Source organism: Paenibacillus sp. GYB006 (genome assembly GCF_036577645.1).
Classification (GTDB): Bacteria; Bacillota; Bacilli; order Paenibacillales; family Paenibacillaceae; genus Paenibacillus.
The window spans coordinates 46,458-71,581 of the sequence record NZ_JARBDA010000001.1 but is presented as its reverse complement, the minus strand read 5'-3'; the positions used below and the strand labels follow the sequence as shown (position 1 = coordinate 71,581).

18 protein-coding genes and 1 riboswitch are annotated in these 25,124 nt (G+C 42.1%); of the genes, 5 read left to right on the top strand and 13 right to left on the bottom strand.

Translation table 11 applies throughout. The features are described 5' to 3' along the window. Positions 1 to 3 precede the first annotated feature (3 nt). Both PV403_RS00335 and PV403_RS00330 read right to left on the bottom strand, forming a co-directional pair. Complete coding sequence (locus tag PV403_RS00335) at positions 4 to 990, bottom strand: TRM11 family SAM-dependent methyltransferase (RefSeq protein WP_332083249.1); 987 nt, start codon at positions 988 to 990, stop codon at positions 4 to 6. 49 nt (positions 991 to 1,039) lie between these two features. After that, a complete protein-coding gene (locus tag PV403_RS00330; RefSeq protein WP_332083248.1) occupies positions 1,040 to 2,749 on the bottom strand; it encodes a methyl-accepting chemotaxis protein in 1,710 nt (569 codons plus the stop codon). Between the two features lie 245 nt (positions 2,750 to 2,994). Between PV403_RS00330 and PV403_RS00325 the strand changes: the two genes are divergently transcribed. Beyond that, positions 2,995 to 4,140 (top strand): glycosyltransferase family protein, encoded by a 1,146-nt coding sequence (locus PV403_RS00325; protein WP_332083247.1) that lies wholly within the window; start codon positions 2,995 to 2,997, stop codon positions 4,138 to 4,140. A 73-nt stretch (positions 4,141 to 4,213) separates the two neighbouring features. Beyond that, entirely contained in the window at positions 4,214 to 5,305 is a 1,092-nt protein-coding gene (locus PV403_RS00320) for a glycosyltransferase WbsX family protein (RefSeq protein WP_213532873.1), read from the top strand. Between the two features lie 26 nt (positions 5,306 to 5,331). Here PV403_RS00320 and PV403_RS00315 read toward each other — a convergent pair whose 3' ends face one another. The 5 genes from PV403_RS00315 to PV403_RS00295 form a co-directional block, all read right to left on the bottom strand. Then, complete coding sequence (locus PV403_RS00315) at positions 5,332 to 5,760, bottom strand: hypothetical protein (RefSeq protein ID WP_332083246.1); 429 nt, start codon at positions 5,758 to 5,760, stop codon at positions 5,332 to 5,334. Between the two features lie 124 nt (positions 5,761 to 5,884). After that, positions 5,885 to 6,835: an MsnO8 family LLM class oxidoreductase gene (locus PV403_RS00310; RefSeq protein ID WP_332083245.1), complete on the bottom strand. Its 951-nt coding sequence runs from the start codon at positions 6,833 to 6,835 to the stop codon at positions 5,885 to 5,887. Between the two features lie 194 nt (positions 6,836 to 7,029). Then, entirely contained in the window at positions 7,030 to 9,327 is a 2,298-nt protein-coding gene (metE, locus tag PV403_RS00305) for a 5-methyltetrahydropteroyltriglutamate--homocysteine S-methyltransferase (protein ID WP_332083244.1), read from the bottom strand. A 244-nt stretch (positions 9,328 to 9,571) separates the two neighbouring features. Then, a riboswitch (cobalamin riboswitch) is annotated at positions 9,572 to 9,773 on the bottom strand. A gap of 83 nt (positions 9,774 to 9,856) precedes the next feature. After that, entirely contained in the window at positions 9,857 to 11,269 is a 1,413-nt protein-coding gene (locus tag PV403_RS00300; RefSeq protein WP_213532869.1) for a deoxyguanosinetriphosphate triphosphohydrolase family protein, read from the bottom strand. 367 nt (positions 11,270 to 11,636) lie between these two features. Continuing rightward, entirely contained in the window at positions 11,637 to 12,077 is a 441-nt protein-coding gene (locus PV403_RS00295; protein WP_332083243.1) for a VOC family protein, read from the bottom strand. A gap of 199 nt (positions 12,078 to 12,276) precedes the next feature. On the opposite strand from PV403_RS00295, the gene PV403_RS00290 reads away from it, so the two are divergent. Then, positions 12,277 to 14,076: a 5'-nucleotidase C-terminal domain-containing protein gene (locus PV403_RS00290; protein ID WP_332083242.1), complete on the top strand. Its 1,800-nt coding sequence runs from the start codon at positions 12,277 to 12,279 to the stop codon at positions 14,074 to 14,076. Between the two features lie 340 nt (positions 14,077 to 14,416). Here the strand turns inward: PV403_RS00290 and PV403_RS00285 are convergent, their stop codons facing one another. The 3 genes from PV403_RS00285 to PV403_RS00275 form a co-directional block, all read right to left on the bottom strand. After that, positions 14,417 to 17,779 carry a DUF5704 domain-containing protein gene (locus tag PV403_RS00285; RefSeq protein ID WP_332083241.1) on the bottom strand — a complete coding sequence of 1,121 codons (3,363 nt, stop codon included), beginning with the start codon at positions 17,777 to 17,779 and terminating at the stop codon, positions 14,417 to 14,419. Positions 17,780 to 17,794: 15 nt separating this feature from the next. After that, positions 17,795 to 18,811: a stalk domain-containing protein gene (locus tag PV403_RS00280; RefSeq protein ID WP_332083240.1), complete on the bottom strand. Its 1,017-nt coding sequence runs from the start codon at positions 18,809 to 18,811 to the stop codon at positions 17,795 to 17,797. A 245-nt stretch (positions 18,812 to 19,056) separates the two neighbouring features. Further along, entirely contained in the window at positions 19,057 to 20,808 is a 1,752-nt protein-coding gene (locus PV403_RS00275; protein WP_332083239.1) for a proline--tRNA ligase, read from the bottom strand. Between the two features lie 561 nt (positions 20,809 to 21,369). Between PV403_RS00275 and PV403_RS00270 the strand changes: the two genes are divergently transcribed. Beyond that, a complete protein-coding gene (locus tag PV403_RS00270; protein WP_332083238.1) occupies positions 21,370 to 22,041 on the top strand; it encodes a 3'-5' exonuclease in 672 nt (223 codons plus the stop codon). Between the two features lie 11 nt (positions 22,042 to 22,052). Here the strand turns inward: PV403_RS00270 and PV403_RS00265 are convergent, their stop codons facing one another. The 3 genes from PV403_RS00265 to PV403_RS00255 all read right to left on the bottom strand — a co-directional run bounded on the left by PV403_RS00265 (position 22,053) and on the right by PV403_RS00255 (position 24,423). Continuing rightward, positions 22,053 to 23,054 (bottom strand): helix-turn-helix transcriptional regulator, encoded by a 1,002-nt coding sequence (locus PV403_RS00265; RefSeq protein WP_213532862.1) that lies wholly within the window; start codon positions 23,052 to 23,054, stop codon positions 22,053 to 22,055. Positions 23,055 to 23,231: 177 nt separating this feature from the next. Continuing rightward, a complete protein-coding gene (locus PV403_RS00260) occupies positions 23,232 to 23,984 on the bottom strand; it encodes a hypothetical protein (RefSeq protein WP_332083237.1) in 753 nt (250 codons plus the stop codon). 292 nt (positions 23,985 to 24,276) lie between these two features. Next, positions 24,277 to 24,423, bottom strand: coding sequence for a hypothetical protein (locus PV403_RS00255; protein ID WP_191797045.1), 147 nt, complete (start codon positions 24,421 to 24,423; stop codon positions 24,277 to 24,279). A 242-nt stretch (positions 24,424 to 24,665) separates the two neighbouring features. Between PV403_RS00255 and PV403_RS00250 the strand changes: the two genes are divergently transcribed. Then, complete coding sequence (locus tag PV403_RS00250; protein ID WP_332083236.1) at positions 24,666 to 25,103, top strand: hypothetical protein; 438 nt, start codon at positions 24,666 to 24,668, stop codon at positions 25,101 to 25,103. Positions 25,104 to 25,124 lie beyond the last annotated feature (21 nt).

Sequence of the window (25,124 nt, the reverse complement as noted above, 5' to 3'; positions counted from 1 at the left end):
GCTTTATTCTCTAAGGTGATTCCCGGTTTGCCTCTTACAGTACCAGATTTCCCGAACAAAAGAACCTTTTGATGTGGTTACGTGGTCCTCGATTCGCCATCCCGTCTGCCGGAGCTGCTCTGCAATCGGCTGTGTACTTACAATGACTGCTTCTCCGGCCAGTTTTCCAAGGTGATTCAGCAGTTGCAGCTGTTCTTCTACCGGCAACACGGAACACACATTATATGGTAGATCCAATATAGCGCGATCGGCCTTTTCTGCGAGATGCGTCATATCTCCAAGCGTAACAAGAGTATCATCATAACCATAATGACGAAGATTCTTACGAGCCCCTTGTACGGCAAGCGGGTTGATATCATTACCGCGGATGGATATTCCCATGGATAAAGCTTCAATTAGGACATTTCCCATCCCGCAGCAAGGATCAATCATCGTTACCCCTGTGGCTTCAGGCGCTGCTATATTAACGAGCGCTCTGGCAACCCTGGAACTGAGGCCAGTGGAATAATTATGCGGCTTATTTTTGTGATTCAGCCACACACTCTCTGCTTCATGACATCGTCCAAGCATCCATCCTGATTCCAAGTGAATGAGACCCAGTGTAACATCTGGTTTTTTCATTCTCGCTGTACCTTTAATCCGGCTCCCTACCGAACGTTCAAGTGTTCTTTGCTCGTCATAGGTGTAAGGAATCCCTTCTTTCAGATACAACACTTTAAAAGTGGAACCCTCTTCAAGTTCTATGGATTCGGCAAGCACTAACAATTCATCTAGGCCAGGAGCCGAGAATAATACATCTACTCTCATGTTAAGAAAGGGACTCCGCGAAGGATCGATGCAGTGATTCGTTATATAAAATGAATGGTCCAAAGCCTCCTGCATTCCAAGCAGTCGTTTCAGCTCTAAATGGCAAAGAGCCTGTTCACTTTCGTGACAGGCAAAGGTATATAAAAAAGTATCGCTCGTTCTATTTTTATTGTGAATGATCATGAGTAACCGTAAATCCCTTCTCATCTCGTATTGTTCATACTCGCTTCTATTATACCCGAAGCTGAGAGATGGAAGCGAGCAGTTCCTCTGACAACGTTCTGAGCTTCCCAATTCGATCGGCTACCACTTCAAGCGATCCAACTTGTTGCTCTGCCGATGCAGACACTTCTTCTACACCCGCTGCTGACTGCTGTGAAATCGCAGAAATCTGCTGGCTGAAATCGTTCATTTCGCCGCTTAGTTGTTGCATCCCTCCAAGACCCGATGTCACCTCATTAATGACAGCCACCATTTCAACGACCGAAGACGTAATCTGTTCAAATGCATCATTTACTTCTTCCATTTGGTGGGTTCCTCGCGTCGTTTCCTGCACTCCGCTTTCGAGGGACTCCACAACCGATCTCGTACCTTGCTGAATTTGAGCAGTCAGTTCACTAATCTGACTAACCGTATGCTGAACGGCATCTGATAATGATCTTACTTCTTCCGCGACAACAGCAAATCCGCGTCCATGCTCCCCTGCTCTCGCTGCTTCAATCGATGCATTCAAAGACAACAGATTGGTTTGTCTTGCAATTTCGCGGATCACATGAACAAGTTCGTATATACTCTCGTTGCTCTTATCCAGTTGGTTCACTTGATTCATAGAGGAGGATACTCGGTCCGCAATTTGGTTCATCTGTTCAATTGACTTCTGCATAATTTCTTTTCCGCGAGTTCCTCGTTCAAGAACACGTTCAGACATGCCTTTAAGCTGCTCACCTTTCGAAGCATGATCCTGGATATGCTCATTCAGTACCTCAACCGTTCTAGCGGCGGAAGTAGCGGTTTCTGCCTGACTTTCGGTTGCTTTTGCGGATTCCTCCATCGAGATTGCAATTTGCTGGCTTCCGAGTTTCACTTCTTCGGATGTAACTGCCAGATCGCTGCTATGCGATTCTACTAGCTTGGATGAGGCGCTGATCTGTCTCACGATCTCAACCAGATTTGCCTTCATTTGATTAACTCCTCTACCGAGCGATGTGAGTTCATCTTCTTTCTTCCGGTAAATATCTTCTATAGTTAAGTCTCCATCCGCGATGGATTGTACATTCTTCTCAATATCCTTAATTGGTTTCACCAGCGCACGAATTAATGCAAAATTACTGACAAGTGTTGCAATTAGGATTAAGCTGATACCAAGAATCAAGACCCCTACAGCTCTAAACGAACTTTTTTCTAGCATACTGGTCGATTGATCTGCCTCTTGTTGATTCAGTTCAGCCAAGGATGTTAATTGGACCAGCATCTTCCGGTAGGAACTCTCTGATTTGAGCAATACTTCATAAGCCAAATCGTGATCATTCAAATCTACTTTCTCAATGGCTTTCGTATTCACTTTACTATAGGCATTCCATTCCGCTGTAAAAGCATCATATTGATTTTGAATTTCCTCATTAGTAATATTTGCTTCATATGCTGTTTTCGACTCGCTAAGATAGCGAATGGTCTGTAATCGTTCCTCTCCGATCGCCTTTCTCTTTCCCTCATCATCCGCTGCTAAGTAATAATCATAACTCAGCTTCTGAATATGCTCGGAAGCAAATGTGATATTATTAATTTGGTTCATGGCAGGCATTACTTTTTGAGTAATGTCCTTCGCATTTGTTTCCATAGATTTGGTCTGTAATATGGAAACAGATCCAACCACGATCACATAGATGAGCAGCATCACCATTACAAACGTAATTCGCCGCCCTATTGTTTTCCTCTTAAACAATGGTTCTCCCCCTACCGAAAGCCTCTAACACACTTCTCTCTATGAGTTTCTCTGTGATAAAGCTTCATGATTGATTAACTTCTTTCTAATATGTCGGTAAGTGAAAGTGAAAATGTGAGTTACTCACTATATATCTAGCCTAAATAATCACCTTTTTCACTTATTTTGGGTATGTGTCATGAAACAAAGCAGTCATTTATCATAAACTACCTTAAAATGCGAAATACAAAGGAACGAAACCAGTCATGAAAAAAAATGAAAAGTCGGCATCTTCTTTGCATAAAAAAACAGCTGTACCTAGAAGGAAACGTACTGTCACCAAAAAGCGAAAACCAGCGAATTTAACTACCGCTTCTAAAGTTCTCTCTTTTCCGCAAAAGATTTCTAATCCAGGTGTACAGGTGAACCAACCTCTTCCTGAGAATCGGAGCTCGGCTGCTCCCTTTACTCCCTCTAATAAACCATCTCTTTCTATTCGAGATGCTAAGAAACTTCGACTTCTATTACTCTGGGAAAACGAAGCAGGATTACCTTCAACAGAGATCCTGTTTAGGCAATCTTTACGTATGCTTTTTAAAGAGGTACTCCCGCTGAAGGTGGAAGATAACTTAGTCAATGTAATAGCACTATATCAACCTGATGTACTCCTTGTCGTTGGAAATCGAGCCGATCTTCCTATTGCCAGTCAGGTATCTAACCTTAAAGACCTTAAGACAGTCCTTTGGTTATTAGATGATGTAAATGATCCTCTTCCCCACTTAAATACGTCTCCTGATTCTCTAGTCTGGAATTATGTTATTACACAAAATCCGAAGTACATCCACAGATATCAAAAGATGACGAACTCAAAGGTGGTCTATATCCCCTTCGGTTCTGATCCGGAGCTATTCGCTCCTGAAAAAGCACCTGCACATGTACAGTCCGATCTACTCCTTCTTGGAGATTACGAACCTCGTTTAGATCCCTATCTTGAAGCGATTCATGGAAGCAGCCCGGATGGACGCATACTCGCCATAGGTCATAACTGGGGAGACATTCCTGGTGTAGAACCTTGGATCCCCGAGACAAGTCATGATCTAAAGCAGCTCTATAATGGAGCAGATATCATCATAAGTTTTGGCGAGAATGACCGAAGACGATTGGATATAGCGTCGTGCGGAGGCTTTTTGCTTGCGGAACATGATGTAAACCAGGATAACTATATGAAAACGGGAGAAGACTTTGTTTCTTTTCATCGTCCTGAAGAACTTGGCTCGCATGTGATGTACTATAGAGAACATCCAGAGGAGAAGAGAAAAATTAGCTCCAGAGCTCTGGTACGAAGCGAATATGACTATTCCTTTTTTCATCTGATGATGGATTTTACGAATACCCTTCTTGAGGGCAAGTGATTTATGTATTCCGAAAGGGGCCTTTACCTCTTTATATGAACGTCTTAGATAGAGGAAAGGAGATGAGTTCCATATGAAACTGATTGCTTATTTTCTTCCTCAGTTTCATCAGATTGATGAAAACGATGCCTGGTGGGGAGAGGGATTCACCGAATGGACCAATACGCGAAAAAACAAACCATTATATAAGAAACATGCTCAGCCGAAAGAACCGCTAAAAGATTTGTATTATAACTTAATGGATGCTTCGATTCGAAAATGGCAGGCGGATGCGGCTAGATCTCACGGCATTTACGGGTTTTGCTACTACCATTACTGGTTTAAAGGAAAGCGTCTGCTTGAAAAGCCGTTCCAGTCTGTTCTGAAATCAGGGGAACCGGATTTTCCTTTCTGTCTATCCTGGGCTAATGAACCTTGGACACGAAAATGGGATGGCGGAAATAATGAAATCCTCATGCCCCAAGACTATGGCGATGAAAACGACTGGGCAGAGCATTTTGATGAACTCCTGACTGCATTTCAAGATCCGAGATATATCCGGGTTCAGAATAAACCTCTATTTGTTATCTATCGCCCGGGCGCGATTCCCCGCTGTGAAGAAATGCTTCGGTTTTGGAATCAACTTGCCCTAAGAAGTGGGCTCGAAGGTATCTATTTTGCAAGAACATTAGGAGGATTCGAGATCCCCCCGCAGTCTGGTTTTGAAGCAAGTATTGAATTTGAACCGCATTATACGTTTGCTCATGGATATAATGCAAATCTTTGGAGTTATATTAGCACCAAGGATGGAGATCATCTCGTATTTGACTATGACGGAGTATGGGAAATGATACTGAACCGATCTCCGCACCGAAGCGGTGAAACGATTTTCCCAGGTGCCTATGTCAATTGGGATAACACCCCTCGAATTGGAGCCCGTGGACAAAGCTGTATCGGGTCTACTCCCGAGAAATTCAGCTATTATTTAACGAAACAGATGAACCGAGCTGCTTCTATATATCAATCTGAGTTTCTATTTATCAATGCTTGGAATGAATGGGCGGAGGGGACTTATCTGGAACCAGATAAAAAACATCATTTTTCCTATTTGGAGGCCGTTCAAGAAGCCGTTACACGTCATGAAAAGTACATGGAGGCAAACGCAAATCATGCAAAAAAGAGGTAATATACCAAACCTTTCCGCTTAATTCTTTAAACCCGATGAATACCGATGGTTGGTGTACCCGAAGACAAATCAATAAATAGAACATAGTTGTTCCCGTCTGTCCCTTTCAGTACCAAACCAGGCTGACCGCTGTTCGTTACATCATAGAAATTAACACCACTTGGAGCGGCGCTGACGGGCGGCACGGCGGGAACCCCTAAAGACATGAGTTTGGATCCAGCTACCACATTCTCGTTCGCACTGAGGCTTTGTCCTGCACCCAAATGTTGCAAAACGGTTGCACTACCATTTACCTGCAGATGTCCGGCAATGGTTTGGCTGCCATTCACATTAAGGCTCTGCTGAATCGTTTGGTTCTGGGAGTTTACATCTTGTAAAGTTGTCCCTCCAAGGACCTGCAGATGTCTATTAATTGCTGCGTCCCCCGTTACACTGATATTATCAAATGTCGCCATACTCTTCACTCCCTTCCTTATTACTCTATTCTATGTAATAAAAAGAGATTTGCTCTATAGCAAAAGTACAATTATCTATCTTTTAAATTAAAGATCAATAATATAGGAAGAGAGTGAAAATCTATTACCCTTTGCTCATTTCTTCCCCTAACAATCCATAGGATAATAAACGTTGTTCATAGGATGCCACACGGGTAGAGATTAGGATCTCGTTACAACCTGTTTCATGAGCAAGTGCGAGCAGTTCTTCTTTGACCTTTTTTGGATTTCCGATAATGACGGGATAAGGTGGCACCTCTACAATCCCGCCCGTCGCTTTCCGGTGTAAGATGAGCGCTTCCTCTTTCCAAGAGAGGGCTTCATCTGCAGAAGGAGCACAGATCACATTGACCGCAATACTCGCTTTTGGTTTCGTAAGATTCTCGGAAGGGATAAACTGCTCCCTATATTTTTGCAGCATCTCGGCAGCATCCTGCTCACTCATAAACTGACCGAATACATAACCCGTTCCAAACTGGGCGGCATACTCCGCGCTTTTCACATTGGTCCCTAACAGCCACAGAGTAGGAGGAATCTCCGGTACTGGCTTAGCCACAATCGGCTCCCCATCAAAACTATATCTGCCGTGAAGCAAATCTTGAAGCTGTTTAATGAGTTCAGGATATTTGGCTACTTTCTCTAAATAATTGCCGGCAAGAGCCATCGATAAATGTGCCGATCCCCCTGGAGCGCGTCCGATTCCCAGCTCAACACGTCCGGGATAGAGTGAAGCCAGCATATGATAATTTTCTGCTACCCGAATCGGATGATGATAAGGAAGCAGTACGGCTCCTGATCCAAGTTTGATTCGATTGGTTTTTGCTCCGATGTGAGATAGTAATACTTCTGGACTCGCGGATTCTGTACCTGGAAGATTATGATGTTCTGAGGTCCAGTATCTTGTATATCCCCACTCTTCTCCTTTGATCGCAAGATGGACAGACTGGCGGATTGCCTCTTCGGCAGATACATCCATTAATTTGGGAACGAGATCTAAAATTCCTAATTCTAATGATGGTGAACCCAATTGGTTCATATATTCTCAACTCCCTGATTATCATAATTCTGCTTATCATCCTGCCTAAAACAAAATAACAATTAATTAATTTAGTATAGCAACCTCATTTCTACAAAATCAAATTTCACCTATAAGAAGCGAAACGACTGAGCATCAAAAAAAGCCGTCTGCCTCACCACGATATGGTGAGACAAAACGGCCAGGATCATTTTTTATAAGGAAGGGACTTGAATTTCGTTCCGTGCTTCTCCAGCAGCTGCTACCATGTTGCGAAGAGCTGCTACGGTTTCTTCTTTTCCTCTTGTTTTTAGACCACAATCCGGGTTAATCCAGAACAGTTCCGGATCAAGCACATCCAGCGCCGATACGACAACCTCTTTCATCTCTTCTACGGAAGGGACACGAGGACTGTGAATATCGTAAACGCCAAGACCAATTCCTTTGTCATACGTCTGTGTTTTAAAGTTCTCAATTAATTCCCCGTGGCTGCGGGAAGTTTCCAGAGAAATAACATCCGCGTCCATCGCCTCGATTGAATCAATAACATCATGGAACTCGCAATAACACATATGCGTATGAATTTGCGTTGTATCGTTAACGGATGAAGTCGATAATTTAAATGCTTTTACGGAATCCGTCAGGTAAGATTCATGATCCGCTTTCTTCAGCGGAAGTCCTTCACGAAGTGCCGGCTCATCCACTTGAATCATCTCAATGCCAGCGGACTCGAGTGCTTCAACTTCTTCACGAAGTGCAAGTCCAATCTGATAAGCAACTTCACTGCGCGGAATGTCTGTACGAACAAACGACCAATTCAGAATCGTCACTGGACCCGTTAACATCCCTTTTACCGGTTTTTTCGTAAGGGACTGAGCGTATACTGTTTCTCTCAGTGTCATTGGCTCTTGGTATACCACATCTCCAAAAATAATCGGCGGCTTCACACAGCGTGAACCATAAGACTGAACCCAGCCTCCTGCAGTAAAGGCAAATCCACCCAATTTTTCTCCGAAAAACTCAACCATGTCTGTCCGTTCAAATTCACCATGAACCAGCACATCAAGGCCCAGTTCTTCTTGAATGTCGATCCATTCCTTCGTCTGCTCATCTACAAAAGCTTCATACTGCTGGTTGTCCAGTTGTCCATTTCTCCATTGTCTTCTCGCCTTACGAACTTCAGCAGTTTGCGGGAAACTTCCGATTGTCGTTGTAGGGAGAATAGGAAGATTAAATCTCTTTTGCTGAGCAGCATGTCTTGTTGAAAAATCAGATTTTCTCACGAATGAAGATTCATCCAGATTATTTACGGCTTCTCTTACCGTACCGTTACTGCGGAATACGGATGTGTTCAGTTCAGTGAGTGCCTTGCGGTTCTCAGCCAAAGCTTCTTGAATGACATTCTCATCTTCTGCCGCCCATTTCACCAGCAGCTGAATTTCATCCAATTTCTCTTCTGCAAAAGCTAACGAATTACGCAAAACAGGTAGCAGCGCATCTTCTTTTGCAAGAGATACCGGTGTATGAAGCAAACTGCTGGATGGTTGAATGATCAATCGATCTGGGGATACAGTCTTACTGAGCTCTTTTATCACCTGAATGCGCTCCGTCAGATCACTTCTCCATATATTACGACCATCAATCAGACCTGCAGCAAGAACTTTATCCTCTGGGAATCCATACTCACGAATATGTACAAGATTCGCTTCCCCACCGTGAACAAGATCCAGACCAATGCCTTGAACAGGCAGACTTACCACTTTCTCATAATCCCCTACTGCTTCGAAATACGTCTGTAAAATGATCTTAAGCTCAGGCGTTACCTTGTTCAGTTCTTCATAAATACGCCCAATTTGTTTCCAATCTTCTGCTGGAATATCAGTAACGAGGCTAGGCTCATCGATTTGTACCCATTCTACTCCCGCTTGCTGCAGTTCAGAAAGCACTTCACAATACAGCGGAAGGAAACGTTCTACAAGGGAAGGAAGTTCAGTCTCCGCATACCCTTTTGATAATTTAAGAAAAGTATAAAGTCCAAGAAGAACTGGTTTTCCTTCAATGCCGAGTTCCTGTTTTGCTTCCAAATAAGCATGAAGTGGACGATTCACTGTTAGTGAAGGATTCGCATCAGCGAGTTCAGGAACGATATAGTGATAATTGGTATTGAACCATTTTGTCATCTCGGAAGCGGCTGCCTGATCGTTACCGCGAGCCATTGCGTAATAAGTATCCAAAGATACCTCTCCACCTTCGTACCCATAACGCTTTGGAACAATGCCAAACATTGTACTTGTATCAAGGACATGATCATAAAGTGAGAAATCGCCTACTGGAATCAGATCGATTCCTTTCTCTTGTTGAAGTCGCAAATGTCCAAGACGAATTCCTTTTAATTCTGCAAGAAAATCAGATTCACTTACTTTCCCTGCCCAAAAAGATTCGAGTGCTTTCTTCCATTCACGATTGGCACCAATTCTCGGATACCCTAGATTACTACTGATCCATTGACTCATTTCCTTACCTCCGTATAGGTATAATATGAATAACTTGGTTCATCTTCGGTTGGGTTACGAATGGCAAAAAGAGACGTCTTCACCTAGAGAACGGTTCCGTCTTTATTTACGAAATGCAGAACTCGGATGTCTACATTTGTAACGTAAAACGTTGCTGTTTCCTTACTTACCTAGGGTAAAGACGCCCCTTGTTCTTGATCAGACAGGTAGCCATCTTAACACCTTCCTATCTCCCGTAGGTACAGCAGTGTTGTCAAAACAGGCAGGTCTCCTGGCTCCAGAGGAAGATCCATAAGCTATGCGCCTTCCCAGTTCACCTCATGAACCAGTGGCATATGGCAAGCTACATCTCTGTTACAGTGGCGGGACCGCGCCGGTATCTCACCGGTCTTCCCTATTAAGTACGGCTGCATCTAGCACCGTACACCTGTTTCCGTTATATTTAGTTCGTCCCTCTATTTTTCATAAATGGAGGTTGTATCCAATATACACCAAGTATATCTCTATGAATAGTGCTTTTTAATATTATTTAATCAAGATCATAGATTGAGCCAACTTTTAGACCATATAATTCATTGTATATTTTCTCAGCGAAGGCATCCGTCATCCCCGCGATATAGTCTATAATCATGTGTTCCCACGTCCATATTGGATTAGGGCGAGCCTGGTCTTTTTCATACCTTTGCAGCCAATCCGAAGGAATGATCGATTTTGAAGTCGCGGGATCGTTAAATGCATACCATAAACGCCGGAGAATCCATTCACTTCTTTTTTGCAGACGCTGAACTCTAAGATCTTTGATCATCGTTACCCATGCGAAACTTTTGAGCACACTCACTGTACGGAGCAGATCAAGATCCTCTTTCCCTTCCTTGACAAAAGTAACCTTTTTCCAGTCTCCGGTATCAATAATCCCCAAGGAACTGACAAACAAACTCACCCAATACGCTTTTACTTCCCGGCGGGTACGAGAAAAATCATGGTCACAGCCAGGGATCTTCTCTTCCCAAATGCGGAGAAAACTATTCAGTACCTCTTCTACCTTTGGTTCAATGGCTTCTTTCGTCCACCCCAACCAGAATGCATCATCGAGCGTCATGATCTTATCAACAATAAGCCGTTTAATGTGCGGGTCATGCAAAAAGTGTTCGTGAACTTCGATTTTCCCTGCCTTAATGCCATCTTCTAAATCATGAGCTGAGTAAGCAATATCATCACAGAGGTCCATAAGCTGGGCTTCTAGTGTCTTTTGCCCTTTCGGAATTTTCCACTCGCTGCGAATATCGCTGATGTATTGCCACTCATGTTGGTACATCCCCTTCTTGTTCTCTGTGCCGGGATAAGGGTATTTATTCACTCCGAGAAGCACCGCATCCGACAGATTTAGTCCATCTATGTTTTCTCGCTTTTCAAGGAACATCATGAGCCTAAAATTGTGTGCATTTCCTTCAAAATGTTCATACTTTCTGCGCATGGCTTCGGTTACTTTTTGCACTTGGTTTGGTGATGCCTTGCCTGTTTTATTTACATCCACAATGGACTGCGTTTTCTCCTGAACCAGGTTCGTCAAAATGTTATCGAGAACTTCTTCTCCTTTATGCCCAAAGGGCGGATGGCCAAAATCATGAGCAATGGAAGCACATTCTACGACTTCAGGGTCAATAACGAGCCCTGGGTTATCTGCCCTGCCAAGCTCCGCATCGGGATATTTTCGCAGCAGACTTCGGGCCGCTTCCCTTGCAATCTGCGCCACCTCAAGTGAATGAGTAAGCCTTGTGCGATAATAGTCACCTGTGCCTGCACCGAACACCTGGGATTTCCCCTGTAACCGGCGAAACGTCGGTGAATGAATTAAGCGGGAATAGTCTCTTTCGTAAGTAGCCCGCGAACCTTCGAGTTTATCTATTTCTGCATATTGTCTGTGTTCACGTAATTTGTCCATATGATTTCCTCCGTTATTTCAGGGCATCCAATCCACTGGTTTATCTTTTCTTTTTACCCACTCTACTGAAATCATTTGCACTCGTCTATCCCTTGTGGAAGATTTTCATAGATATTTTTAATTTTTCAGTTTTATCACTAAAAACCACATTTTATTTCTCGAAAAAAATCATGTTTCTTCTATTATATAAGTTTAACTTATAAGTGAGTTATCTTCGCGGCTAGCAACTTGAAAAGAGCTGTCCTATGGCAGCATTACTACAGAGCTCACTTCTATATTGAAAAAAGCACCCGTCTCAAAAAATGGACGCGCGCTCTTATTTATTATATCTGTATGTTCATGAGAGTTTTTATACCGTATTTAAAAATTATAATTTATCCCAGTCTTCCCATGGAATCACCCCAAGTTCTGGCTTCGCTTCTCCAGGAAGCATGGACAACCACTCGATTAAATGACCATCCGGGTCTTCTGCAAACATAGAGACAGCAGGCATCCATCCAAAAACGTAGGGTCTGCCGGTTTTGTCACCGACAAAATTATCGAGAAGCACTCCTTTTTGAGCGAGCGTGTCTATTGTCTCTGTAAATTCAGACAGTGGTACTTCAAAAGCGAAATGCTGCCTGGATATTTCATGCGGTTCCTTCTTCCATAAACCAAGCATGGCATTTCCTTTTCCGCCAATCCAGTAAAACCGGGCACCCCGGCTATCAGTATGGGCGAGTTCTAGTCCAACCTGATCTTCATAAAATGCAGCAGAGCGTGCCAGATCCACTACATCTAGATGTGTTTCAAACAATCCTCTAATCATTTGTAATTCCTCCTCCCATGAAAATAAAAGCTTTACGTTAATTCGTACGCAAAACAGACCATACTATATCTATTCTACTTCATATCTTTTATGGTGTAACCTTCCATCTGTTCAAGGAAATGATTAAAAAAATGAACTATTCTTCATAGTTATTTGGTAAAATGTGCATGAGATAAAAATTGGGAGGGTTGAAACTTATATGTTTAAATGGAAAAAGACATTATCGACGATTGCCGTTTCCGCATTATTTTTCAGTTCAGTGAGTTTCGCTAATGCAGCGGTAGAATTAGCAGGCACGGCTTCCACTTCTGAGCAAAAAGGAACTCACATCACCATCCTACATACAAATGATACACATGCAAGAGCCGTAGAAGATTCTCCGAACATGGGATATGCCAAAGTTGCAGGAATTGCGGATAAGTACCGTAAGGATAACCCAAACACTCTTTTTCTGGATGGCGGTGACGCAATTCACGGAACAACCTTCGCTACACTTGTCAACGGGGAAAGTATCGTGAAAGTCATGAATGAAATGGGTTATGATGCCATCGTTCCCGGTAACCATGAATTCAATTATGGCTGGGAGCATCTAGTGAAACTAAGTAAAGATTTGAACTTTCCTATGATTAGTGCCAATGTGAAGAAAAAGAACAGCACAGGCCTTTTTGATCCATATATCATTAAAGAAGTGGACGGAGTGAAACTCGGCATTATCGCCCTTACTACACCGGAAACTGCTTATAAAACAAATCCGAAAAACGTAGAAGGTATTCAGTTCACGGATCCATCGGATGAAATGCAAAAATATGTTGATGAACTTCGTAACAAAGTAGATGTTATCGTCGCACTGGCTCATACCGGGCAGGATGATTCGGATACAGATAATACGTTTGATGTGGTAAAAGAAGTCGATGGTATTGATGTTTATATAGACGGTCATAGCCACACAACGCTCGAAGATGGAATTGTGGCGGATAATGGGACATTAATTGCCAGTGCCGGTGAATACACTAAATATGTTGGTGTCGTGGATCTATGGGTTGACGGCGGTGACGTAGTTAAAAAAGAAGCCTCCCTCATTGACGAAAAAGAAGCGGCAGGAATTGCTCCTAATGAAAAAGTAGCAGCTCTAGTTGATTCCATCACTAAAGAACAAGCACCGATCTTGGACGAAGTGGTAGCAAACATCGCAACCGATCTGGAAGGTGCTCGTGAGAAAGTACGTACAGGAGAAACCAATCTAGGAGACCTCATTGCAGATGCCATTCGTGATGTATCGGGTGCGGATGTGGCCTTAACAAACGGCGGCGGTATTCGTGCTTCCATTGAAAAAGGTGAGGTGACCAAAGGTGAAGTCATTACCGTTCTTCCTTTTGGTAACCAAATTGTCACTCTGAACGTCAGAGGCGAAGACCTCATCGCAGCCCTGGAAAATGGGGTGAAAAGTTATCCGGAAGCAAGCGGCGGATTCCCGCAAATCTCCGGCTTTACTTTTAAAATCGACCCTTCAAAAGAAGCTGGAAGTCGAGTTCATTCCGTGATGGTTGGCGGAAAAGCAATTGATCCGAAAGCAGTTTATTCCCTGGCAACCAATGACTTCACTTCCATCGGCGGCGATGAGTACGATATGTTCAAGAAATATAGCCAAGCAGGAATGTACGGCTCTCTGGATGAAGCATTAATTACTCATTTGCAAAAGTTAGGTAAAGGAACGGTTACGACAGATGGTCGGATCTCGGAAGGGACAGCTCCGGTTATTGCTCCGCCAGCAGAAGAAAAACCAGCACCTGAGATTCCTGTTACACCCGAAAAACCTAGTAAGCCTTCTAAACCGGTTACCGAAAAGCCTTCTGTGTATGTTGTAAAATCAGGGGACACCTTGTATTCCATTTCCCTTAAATACAACACGACTTGGCAGACCCTTCAACAACTCAATAAGCTTAAAAATGCACATCGGATCTATCCAGGTCAGACTTTAAAGCTCCCTGTTGCGTCTTAGTGACAAAATATAGATCAAAAGTCATGCTTGTACCCTATTTTTTCTAAAATATTTTCTCTAATCTATTAATATTCTCAACATATAACCGATAATATAGTTAAGAAGTCGCGATTATGTAGCTCGTAGGCAAGCCCATATGTAAGTATTAGACAAAAAAGTAGTCAATTAGTAATGGTTTGAAAGCAAGATCAAGAATGATACCACATAAGTAAGGCGAAAAATATCATAAGAGTATCGTTAGAAGTTTGAACAGCATGCTCAAAAAGGCCCTGCATTTGCAGGGCCTTTTTGGTGCTTGATTGTGGCAACAAATGCTGCCCAGCTACCTTCTCACCTTCAACTAATGAGGAACTTCAGAGGAAAAATCATCTCGGCTCGAAAGATCGCTATTATAATACAGCACATCTCCATCCAATGAAGAAAATGTATACCCTTTAGGCGTCACGAACCCACGCTCATATCCTTCTAACCTCCACTGATTCATTAGCGGAGAATGGATGTATTGTAAGTGAGGATTTGCGGTGTCTCCATTCTGGATACTCTCCATATTGAAGTTAACAATGATATACCCATTTTTCAGCAGTAGATCTGATTGGTCATCCAACATTTCAGCTCTCGCATACTTCTCTAGTGAAGTTCCTTTCTTTACCGCTACTACATCTGCTGGTAAGCTATATTCGCCATACCAATGCTGGATCGAAGCACTCGCCCGGTACGTATCAACACCTTCAGGCAATTTATCTTTTGGACCCATGAACGTACGCAAATCACGGGATAATAACATCCAGGAATAGCGACCTGCCCAAGCAGGGGTTTTGGCAGCTCCTGTTACATATTGCGCTGTGTAGACGTCTTTAGAAGTCTGGTGACGATCGGCATCAGATAATTCTTTTGCATAACGATACGCTGCCGTATCCGCCATTTCCGTAAGAGGTACGTTACGCAAACGTGTATTTAGCACAACGAATCTTTTCTCTTCATCTTGCTCCGAACCGATCCGTATAAAGTGTTTGTTACCTTTACTATAATACAGATCAACTTCCTGTCTCTCCGTGCCATCCTTAGCTACATAATAAAAGGCAGGTGTAATCCGTATTCCATCGGTGGATGAAAACATATTCCCTTTTGTCTTTACATCAAACTTGAAATGATAACCTGTGTTCACAGCTACATTCGCGTAACTCGGAACCGGATGACTTCCGGGTCTCACAGGCAGGATATAAGGCAGTTTATTGCCTCTCGCTGCTCCGTCGATCCCTTTCAGTCCTGTCCAGTAGCTAAAACCGGAAGGTACATAACTTCCTGGGCTACTACGGAATACATTCTCCCACTCATAATCTGCAATGTCTGTAATGTGAAAATCATATAACCGGCCAATCACTTCAACTTCTGCTGAATCTGTGGCAACATGATGGGCAAGATTCGTATTCGCATCCCGCTGATGGCTAAAATCAACTGGTGCGTTCTCGGCGATGGTACGGAACCATACCGTATAGTCCTCTTCATCCACCCATACCGGCAGGAAGAACTCCATTTCAAGCTGAGTTACCGGGACAGAAATCCAAGTATTCTTTGGATAGAAAGTCCGCTGGTCCCCGCTGTACACGTCAAAGGGAAAATAGACTTCCTTACTTCTTACATACTTCGCATAATCACGATCACCATATCCAGGATAACTGACATGCTGTCCACTTGTTGGGATTCGTACTTTAAATGGTCGATCTAAGATAAAAGCAGCTCGAGCCGCATTTGGTTTTGTTTTTTGATTATGCTCCTGATCATCCGTTACGGAAGAGTAGTTCACAACTGGGGTGTGGACAGTAACCGTGTTGATTGGAGATACGGGATAAGTCTTATCACCGCTGCCGCCCACAGTAGTAGGCAGCAAGCCATACTTAATGCTTCCAGAAGAAGTGGTATGAGCTTGGTTTATTAAAGAACGGCTGATTAGTAACCGGTCTTGGAAAAGCACCTGTTCTCCCGTTTCCTTATACGATCCCATCTTAGATGGATTCGGTATTTTCGAGGGAGTAGGTCCGTTCTGTGAGACTGTGCTGCCGTCCATCACTGTGGTAGTACTGCCTCCATAAGAAAACTGCAGGGCATCATTTTTCACATCAGGAGGTTTGGTTTGCCCTTCAGCTAATGCCTTTATCTTCGATGTATCATCAGGAGGAGAAGGCCTAGAATATCCGCCTTGATCAACGGCTTCCGGTGTAAAACGAATATCGCCCGTTTCTTTTGGTATCACATGCACCTCTACCTCTTCAGCATGCTCCATATGTAGAGAAGGAGGACTATACCCTTTGGGACGTAAGGTTACGTTTCCGCTAGGCAAAGCATAGTTACTCATCGCCGCTTCATTGATCTGATAGACTTCAAGATTATTAATCTTCCAGTAAGAGTAGTCTCGTGTAAAAGAAAAAGGATAGTTTTTCACTTCCGTATCTGTCTTATCAATATCAGGCTGCGGCGTTTTATTACCTTTATCGTCTACTTTGTCTGGTTGTTTTTCCTTCCACTTTAAGACGTAAGTAGCTTCTACGTTACAGGTATACGTGATTTTCCCTTTCTGCTGACCAAAAGTATGCTGATACAAATAGTTCATAGCCCACGTATTTGCGTAGAGGTTCTCCGAAGTTGGAATACCGAGAGTTACATCAAACTGTCTTCCATTCGTGTTGTTATCCGCAAGGATATGTCCTTGTGCGCCCGGCTCCATGAAAGAGGATACAGGCGAAGCCACTTGAGATGGTGGATTTATATTATAGGTGCAGGCTCCACCTCCACTTGAATCAGTGGGCGGTAACGGTGGCGGATCTATTTTTGGTTCGTAATAGAAATTCACATAGTAGATTGGGAAACTTGCATCATAAGTGAATTTAGGAGGATCCCCTGGTAGAATGTCACCCCCACTTGGTGAAGCAACGGTACTTTTCTTATAACCTATGTATGGATAATCTGCTGTCCCTGTCGTATGAGGAAAGTTATAAGCTTTATCTTTCTCTATCTTCTCTTCACGATTCTTGAAACCAGACACTCCATCAAGAGACTTACCCGTGGTAGTGTAATGTTTTATGATTGCTTTGCCTTCTTCAGGTTCTAATTCGATTCGGAAGAGGGTTGGGAAGTAATATCTCCATCCTTCTACGTTTGGATCAAAATATGTTCCCTTATCTTGCTCTTCCTTTTTTCGGTTTATTGGTACCATCGCATCTAAATACCCTGAATTTACATATACGTCAAGCACTACAGAATTAGTTCCAATCCCGTTAACATTACTTTTACTAATTGTATATGCTTTACTTGAAGTAGATCTAATATATTCTATTTTCTCTCTATCTAATAGCTCGTCTTTTCTAGATATATCAAAAGTTTCATCTGCGTATTTCCAATCGTATTTAAATGGTTCAGCATCAACACTCTTTATTTTTCGGGTGGTGGAAAAAGTGAATTCGTAATCGCCACCATCTACTTCTGACCAAGTATTTGGTTTTTTTCCATTGGTCCAGCTTCCATCTGCCTTTTTCCATACCTCGAAATAGACCATCCCAACAAAATAATAAACATTCTTATCAATAGGATCTTGAAAAAGTCTACTCATACCTATAGCTTTTGCCTCGGAAGGTTGAATGAATAAAACTGCAGATAAAACAAAGATCAAACTCATCAATCCACTGATCCATTTTTTCATATGATTCATACTCTCTTTTTCCTCCTACTTAAATGGATTTATGAGAGCAACAGCATAATCTTTAGTATTACTGGTATCAAAGAGAATATAGTCAGCTTGATTCACTTTGAAATTCTTCCACGCAGTGTAATTTTCATCATAACCATCTGAACGGAATTTATCTGATTCATCTATAATTGGATAATAGTTAGTGGCTGTATTATCCCTATTGTTTGTTAAGGCATTCTCAATAGCCCTTCTATATTTGGCATCATCATTTTTTACTAAGAATGCAATTGGGACAGTCTTTACCGAATGCCTAATAGCTATAGTTTTCATACCGCTTAACTTTCTAGTTGCTTGGTCTATTGAGTAAATAACTGCACCATCGCCAATCTGAATTGGAAGATCACTCTCCTTAATTATTTTCACTCCTTTAAACTTGGTTCCAGAGATGTCCTCAAATAAAAAAGATGTCCTAGTATATGCCTTGAAACTTGAAATGGAGGTTAACTTAAATTCCTTATCATCCGTACTTCTAAAATTCTTTTCTCCAATCCAAACCCAGCGCCCTACCTTATCCCATTCCACTTTCTGCCCTAACCCTTCACTCACCAATCGTAAGGGAACAAAGGTCCGATTTTGCTTTAATATAATTTTGGTACCATAACTTTTCTTTTTCCCATCAATCAAAGCGGTAGTTTGTCCCACCGTCATTTTTACCGTATGATCTTTATTCGTAACGCCAACCACAGTCGTCTTTCCGCTTTTGCTATAACTCACCTTAGCCCCTAACGCTTCAGATACAAATCGAATCGGAACCATTACACTTCCCTGAGAGTCCTGAAAAGGTTTCGCATCAGGGAAACTCATTTTCTTTGTATCTAATAATACTTCTACGGAAGCAGCACCCGCAGCTTCTATACGATCAACAGGTATCGAAGCAAATACCAAAGACCCTAACATAATCGACAAAATTAACTTTTTCATGCTTTTTAATCTCCTATCATCTAATTTTTGTACTTTGTATTGTTTTTCCTTATTCTTTTTATCGGTCTGCAATACTTACCTTTTAACGTATTTAAATACATATTTTACCTTGTAATTTGAAACCTCCCTCTTATTTATCTCTCAGCACTTTAAAATAGAAAACCAGCTTCAGAAATACCTACTATATTTACACAACAACCCTAAAAAGACACAAAAAAGGGCCTTGATTGAAATCAAGGCCCTATGCTTTAGGACAAATCGTTATATGCTGAGGTCAAACCCTTTTTTAATAGAATATAATATATTAATCATTTTGACTAGTCTGCTTTTGGGAAAATATGCATTTTCGTTATCTCAAGCACTTCTTCCACAGACATGCGCTCAGAACTAGATGGTTCCGTGTTCTCTGCATCGTGAGAATTCGCCGGCCAACTGCACTCGACCTGCCTTTCTGCTGCATCTCTTCCTACAATGACTCGTATCGGCAGACCCATTAGATCAGCGTCTTTGAACTTCACGCCCGGACGCTCATTTCGATCATCTACGAGTACCTCCACTCCAAGGGCAGTCAGCGAACTTTCAAGTTCGTGAACGAGTGCCATCTGTACCTCATCTTTCACAGAAATCGGAATGAGATGCACATGGTAGGGAGCAACAGCGACTGGCCAGCTCATCTTACGATCTGCCGAATATTGCTCTGCAATCGTTCCAAGCAGCCGAGAAATTCCAATACCATAGCAGCCCATAATCGGTTTTTGAGGAGTCCCTGTCTGATTAAGGAAAGTAGCGCCCATCGCATCACTATATTTTGTACCCAGTTTGAATACATGCCCTACTTCGATTCCGCGATCGAACGTAAGCGCAGAACCGCACGAAGAACATAAATCTCCCTCTACGGCATTCCGAATATCGACTGCTATATCCCATGTGAAATCTTGCCCTGGCTGCACTTGAATATAGTGATGGTCCACTTCATTCGCCCCAGTCACCGCACGATCCATAGAAATAACAGCATAGTCGGCAATGATTCTCATGGAAAGATCGTATGGTCCGAGATATCCCACAGGAAGCTGTAAATCCTTGTATTTTTCTTGATCTAACATCTCCAGTTGCTCCACTTTAAGTGCATGCTGCAATTTAATCTCATTCACCTCATGATCTCCACGAATCAGTACTGCAACAGGAGCCCCATCTGCCTCATACAACAGGGTCTTGATTATATTCTGCGGTTCGAGATCCAGGTATGAAGCAACTTGCGGAATGGTCTTCGTGTCTGGAGTATGAACCTTTGTCTTCTGAGATTCTGACACTCGAGTAAACGGCTCAGCCCCTCCAGCATCTGCATCAGTTTTAAAAGTCGCCTTCTCTAGATTGGCTGCATAATCACAAGAGGTACAAGTCACAATTGTATCTTCACCAATGTCTGCGAGCGCCATAAATTCGTGTGTTTCGCCGCTTCCTCCAATCGTTCCTGCATCTGCTTCCACTTTCGTGAAGTGAAGTCCTACCCGAGTAAAGATCCGTGTATATGCCTGGACCATATCTTCGTATACTCGGTCAAGCTCCTCCCAATTAGCGGAAAAAGAATACGCATCTTTCATAAGAAACTCGCGGCCGCGCAGTACACCAAAACGAGGTCTTCGTTCATCCCGATATTTCGTACTGATCTGATATAGTGTAAGCGGCAGCTGACGGTAACTATGAACTTCATCGCGGATGAGTGCGGTAATCACTTCTTCGTGAGTAGGTCCAAGGGCAAAGGACCTGTCATGTCGATCAGATAATCGCATAAGCTCCGGCCCATAATCACGATTTCGACCTGATTCTTCCCATAGCTCGATCGGTTGTAGCGAAGGAAGTAGCGTTTCTTGGGCCATAATGGCATCCATTTCTTCTCGAACAATTTGTTCTATCTTATGAAGGACCCTTCTGCCTAACGGTAAAAGACTGTAGATACCGGATGCCGTTTGCCGAATCATACCTGACCTCAGCAAAATCTGGTGACTTCGCGCTTCTGCCTCTGCAGGCGCTTCTCTCAAGGTTGGAATAAACAACTGACTCTGACGCATGATTGTCCCCCTCCTCCTATAGGCTGTAAAATAAAAAAAGACACTTTCGTCAAGGGACGAAAATGTCGTGGTACCACCCTAATTTAAGTTTATTCCTCTGTAATGTAATACGAAAACTGTTACCCAGTCTAACGTGGCACGATACAAAAGAATGATCTTCTCTACGGCATAACGTGCCTAACCCGGCAAGTGAAATCTGCTCAAGATTTACTTGCAGCTCCAAGGTAGGAGTATAAGTTCAAATTTCAGAGACCTTTCAGCCTATCGGATCTCATTCTCTTATGAAATTTGTTGCCATCCTATACTATGTCCTTGATCGTCGCTGTTCGCATTTTTCAAAAAGATTACTGGAATATGACATAAAAGTCAATCTCCTTCGTATACACAAATCCTATAAAAATTAGTTAGCTAGTATTCTTGCCAGGAAAGTGATAGAAAATACGCTGACAGTCTATTATCTAACAAGTAATATAGTACAATAGATCTGAGAATCTTAGAATGAGCTTATAGATGAATTGATTCAGATGAATCAAAAATAAATAGAGAAAGGAGTTATTTCTGATGAATTACATTATCTATGATCTTGAATTTACGGTAAGCCGCAGTACTCGGTATTCTTCCGAAATCATTGACATCGGAGCGGTAAAGGTTGCCCCAATTGATGATAAAGGAAGTCTAGGGGTTGTTGATTCATTTCATACCTATGTACGACCTTCCAACAAATCCGTTTTGTCCACAGATACGATCCAATTCACCGGTATTACGCAGAAAGATATTGATGCAGCTCCTCTATTCCCCGAAGCCGTTCAGCAATTTATCGAATGGTTGCCAGATACCTACTATCTCTGTTCCTGGGGACCAGACGACAAGAGCAAATTCTTATCCCATTGCCGTACGCATCAGGTGAAAGTGGACTGGATCAGGAACCATAATGACATCCAAAAACAAATCTCAAGGACGCTTCGTAAAGAAGGAGGTTCCCGCCAGCTTGGACTAAGTCAGGCCCTTACGATGTGTGGTATTCCATTTGACGGTACCCAGCATCGCGCACTTGATGACGCCATCAATACAGCAAGAATATTTATTCATCATTTTGAACACTTGAAGCTTGCGGAGAACAGTGCCGCTGACGAAGAAGGAACGAAATCCAAACTTGTATATTCGAGCGGAGATGATGATAAACATAATCCCTTTGGAGATCTTGCCAAATTGCTTAGACCATCTGATTCTTAACACGAAACGGGTTACTCATCTTGATAGAAACAAAGCCAAGTCTTGAGCCTCTCTCGTAATTGATCTCGGTAATACGGGGGCTCGAGTATTTCGGCAGCAGGTCCATAAGGCATAAGCCAATCCATAAACTCTTCACTGTTATTCACCATGACTTCAAGAATCATATTCCCATCTGGTTCGTGTATATACTTAGGCTTTACCAGAAATTCACTTCGTTTCATCTTCTCCACAGCTTCCTCATAAAATCTCACTTTAAACAAGGTTCGTTCCAGCCCTGGATTAACAGACAATGTGTCTTTCATGGAGATGTTTTGTGCATACATTTCTCTCCGAAAGGTCTGAGGCATGATCTCCGCTTCAAGAAAGCAGCTCATTCGAAAAGACTCTACTCTCTCTGTATTGTGACAATATCCGATTACATAAAAATGATATCCTTTAGGTACTAAATGATAAGGATCGATCGTTAGTTTTAGATTAGATTGCTCTATATTAACAAACCCTTCAACGCCCTCAATCGGCGAATCGTAGACAGCCTGGATTGTATTCTGTGACAAAGAAGCTTGTATAATACTGACAATGATTTTGTTGTCCCTTTCATCCTGCCAGTGTTCCTCTGCTTTTCCAAGCCGAATCACTTCGGCAAATTGTTCAGCCCATTCGACTCGTTCTGTTTTCTTCTTTAGACTTACAGCCATAACTTTCTCGTAGGCACTTTCAAAAGCACAAGGCAATAATGGTTTCACTTCATCCATGACATCTGCCAGTTTTGCAAAGGCTGTCGTTTCTTCCTCTGACCAATTCAGCGGATAAAGTGCAAACCTGCTGATAAACTGATATCCACGTCCGTGCCCCATATTTACAACCGGAATATGCATTGCACTAAGTGCATCCATATCCCGGTAAATTGTACGCTCTGATGTTTCACAACGTTCTGCTAATTCTCTTGCTAAAATTCCAGGCTTTGCCTGTACCAAGGTAATAATACGCATTAATCGTATAAGTCGCTCTGTCATGAGATGCCCCCTATAACAACACTATAGTTAAAAAGAACTAATATCGCCTCGTAAGTTTATAGTTCTTTGGACTTATATCGGTTATTTGGCTTGTTTTCATTATGTATATTCCGTTATAAACCTAGATGCTATCTGATAAGTACTGAATATTTGATACCTAAACAGCAATCTTGCTGCTTATTTTGCTTCTTTATCATAGTAATCCTTGCCATAAGACACTGTGAGACTCTGATCTTCTTCCACATCAACCGAATCATAACAAGATTTCTCATGAGTCTGCTCATAATAAAGGCATAAACAACTCAGAATATGAGCCTCCCGATAATACTCTAAATCGCCCGTCCTCGTGGCTAGGATCAATAATCCATCTGTATGTCTTTTTATAATTTCTTTTCCTTCTCCACTTCTGCCTCTTTCAAACGCCCTGAGGCTCTGCTTCATAATTACGGTCGATTGACTTAGTACTGCATATTTCTGCACCCGTGGGTCTGGTTCTCTTCCAATTACCCCAAAATGTGTGGAAACAAGCAAATTAATTTGTTCTCTTCGCAGTAAAACACGTTGTTCTTGCTTTGTCTTCAGTGCACTCCAATAAGCGGAGCATGCCGGTTTCTTGCCTGGAGATTGAGAACTTACATCGAATTCTAGTAAGAAAGATTTTGTTTTCCCTTTATACGCGTTACCGAGACCAATTACCCATCCGGCGTCGGATTCTTTTGCCCTCACACCATGAACTGCTTTGATCTCCATGTCCTTCTCAGGTTTAATTAACAATTCTACTTCACGGAATAACAGTTTAGGCTGTGTCTTCAGTTGTCTCTTGGCCGGTGGTCCACTGCGCCATTCAATCAGCAAAAACAGTGAATTTTCGCCAGAAACGGGAATAGCTTCGCGGTTCCAAGTATAAAATACATCCAAAGATGAACTCACTAAAATCTCCCCCCTCAGTTGCTTTACTTAAATACTAACAGGATAAAAAGACAACTGATTGTCAGGGAACATATGTTCTTATACAAATAGTTGCAAATTTTTGTGTCTTTACACCATCCATTCGTTATTTATCGACCTTTTATGACAAAAAAACACAAATCTCACAGATCTGTGTTCCTTACTGTATCTTTTCTCATCATAAAAAACCGAACACGGGGATTTTGAATCATATACCCGTTTCCGATCTGATCGTTCTTTCCTATCACGTGTTGCTCACTATGAAGCATTGATATTAACGACGTTTCATTTCTACGGTTCTTTTATTTTTATTAATCGGAGCATAAGTGACCCCGTCCATAACTAATGCTTTTCCAACCGGTTTTTCATTAACCGTTACTCGAATTGTTTTATACACTTTTTTGTCTACTCTGCTTTCCATTTCTGTATTTCCTCCTTATAAATATGACAACCACAGTTCAAATTTTCCCGAATAAGACCTTTTCCTTCTAATTAACCTATCCGAAGTACGTCTAAACATATATTTTTTTATTTTTGTTACATTCTTTAAATCAATTTCAGAATATATGAAACAATAAAAAACAAATGATCGTATAGAATAGCAGTATCCCCTAATATTCTTTCTTTATTTCGGGTTAATAGGATATATAAGGTGGTGGATCTATGAAAAAAAAGTGGCAACTTCTACTGATGACACTTGCCATGTACAGTCTACTTCTCATGATTTCAGATGAGCGGGCTCAGGCCGGGTTTTGGGAAAATGTATATAACGGATATGAGCAGTTTACAAATCTACCGGAGGAAGTAAATAAATTACAACAGAGCTATGAACAGACGATGACGGAACTCAACAACGCCAAAGAAAATATAGAATCATTCCAGGCTCATAATGAAGAATTGATCGCACAAAATCAATATCTCATGGAGCAAAATGAAAGCCTTACTTCCATGGTTAGTAAGCTGCAAAAAGCAGAAGAACAACGAATGAAGACACAAAAAAGAATTACGACGACGGTGATTACTGCCATTGGCCTTATCGTATTCTACTTCGTGCTTGTCCGTATCATTCGTTATCGTATGCAAAGACATTCAAGATTATAATTCAAGATCAGGCTTCTCTAT

Bases quoted from the DNA above. Each gene is read 5' to 3' on its own strand.
- PV403_RS00335 (WP_332083249.1), bottom strand. From the start codon at position 990: ATGATCATTCACAATAAAAATAGAACGAGCGATACTTTTTTATATACC.
- PV403_RS00325 (WP_332083247.1), top strand. From the start codon at position 2,995: ATGAAAAAAAATGAAAAGTCGGCATCTTCTTTGCATAAAAAAACAGCT.
- PV403_RS00320 (WP_213532873.1), top strand. From the start codon at position 4,214: ATGAAACTGATTGCTTATTTTCTTCCTCAGTTTCATCAGATTGATGAA.
- PV403_RS00315 (WP_332083246.1), bottom strand. From the start codon at position 5,760: ATGGCGACATTTGATAATATCAGTGTAACGGGGGACGCAGCAATTAAT.
- PV403_RS00310 (WP_332083245.1), bottom strand. From the start codon at position 6,835: ATGAACCAATTGGGTTCACCATCATTAGAATTAGGAATTTTAGATCTC.
- metE (WP_332083244.1), bottom strand. From the start codon at position 9,327: ATGAGTCAATGGATCAGTAGTAATCTAGGGTATCCGAGAATTGGTGCC.
- PV403_RS00300 (WP_213532869.1), bottom strand. From the start codon at position 11,269: ATGGACAAATTACGTGAACACAGACAATATGCAGAAATAGATAAACTC.
- PV403_RS00295 (WP_332083243.1), bottom strand. From the start codon at position 12,077: ATGATTAGAGGATTGTTTGAAACACATCTAGATGTAGTGGATCTGGCA.
- PV403_RS00290 (WP_332083242.1), top strand. From the start codon at position 12,277: ATGTTTAAATGGAAAAAGACATTATCGACGATTGCCGTTTCCGCATTA.
- PV403_RS00285 (WP_332083241.1), bottom strand. From the start codon at position 17,779: ATGAATCATATGAAAAAATGGATCAGTGGATTGATGAGTTTGATCTTT.
- PV403_RS00275 (WP_332083239.1), bottom strand. From the start codon at position 20,808: ATGCGTCAGAGTCAGTTGTTTATTCCAACCTTGAGAGAAGCGCCTGCA.
- PV403_RS00270 (WP_332083238.1), top strand. From the start codon at position 21,370: ATGAATTACATTATCTATGATCTTGAATTTACGGTAAGCCGCAGTACT.
- PV403_RS00265 (WP_213532862.1), bottom strand. From the start codon at position 23,054: ATGACAGAGCGACTTATACGATTAATGCGTATTATTACCTTGGTACAG.
- PV403_RS00255 (WP_191797045.1), bottom strand. From the start codon at position 24,423: ATGGAAAGCAGAGTAGACAAAAAAGTGTATAAAACAATTCGAGTAACG.
- PV403_RS00250 (WP_332083236.1), top strand. From the start codon at position 24,666: ATGAAAAAAAAGTGGCAACTTCTACTGATGACACTTGCCATGTACAGT.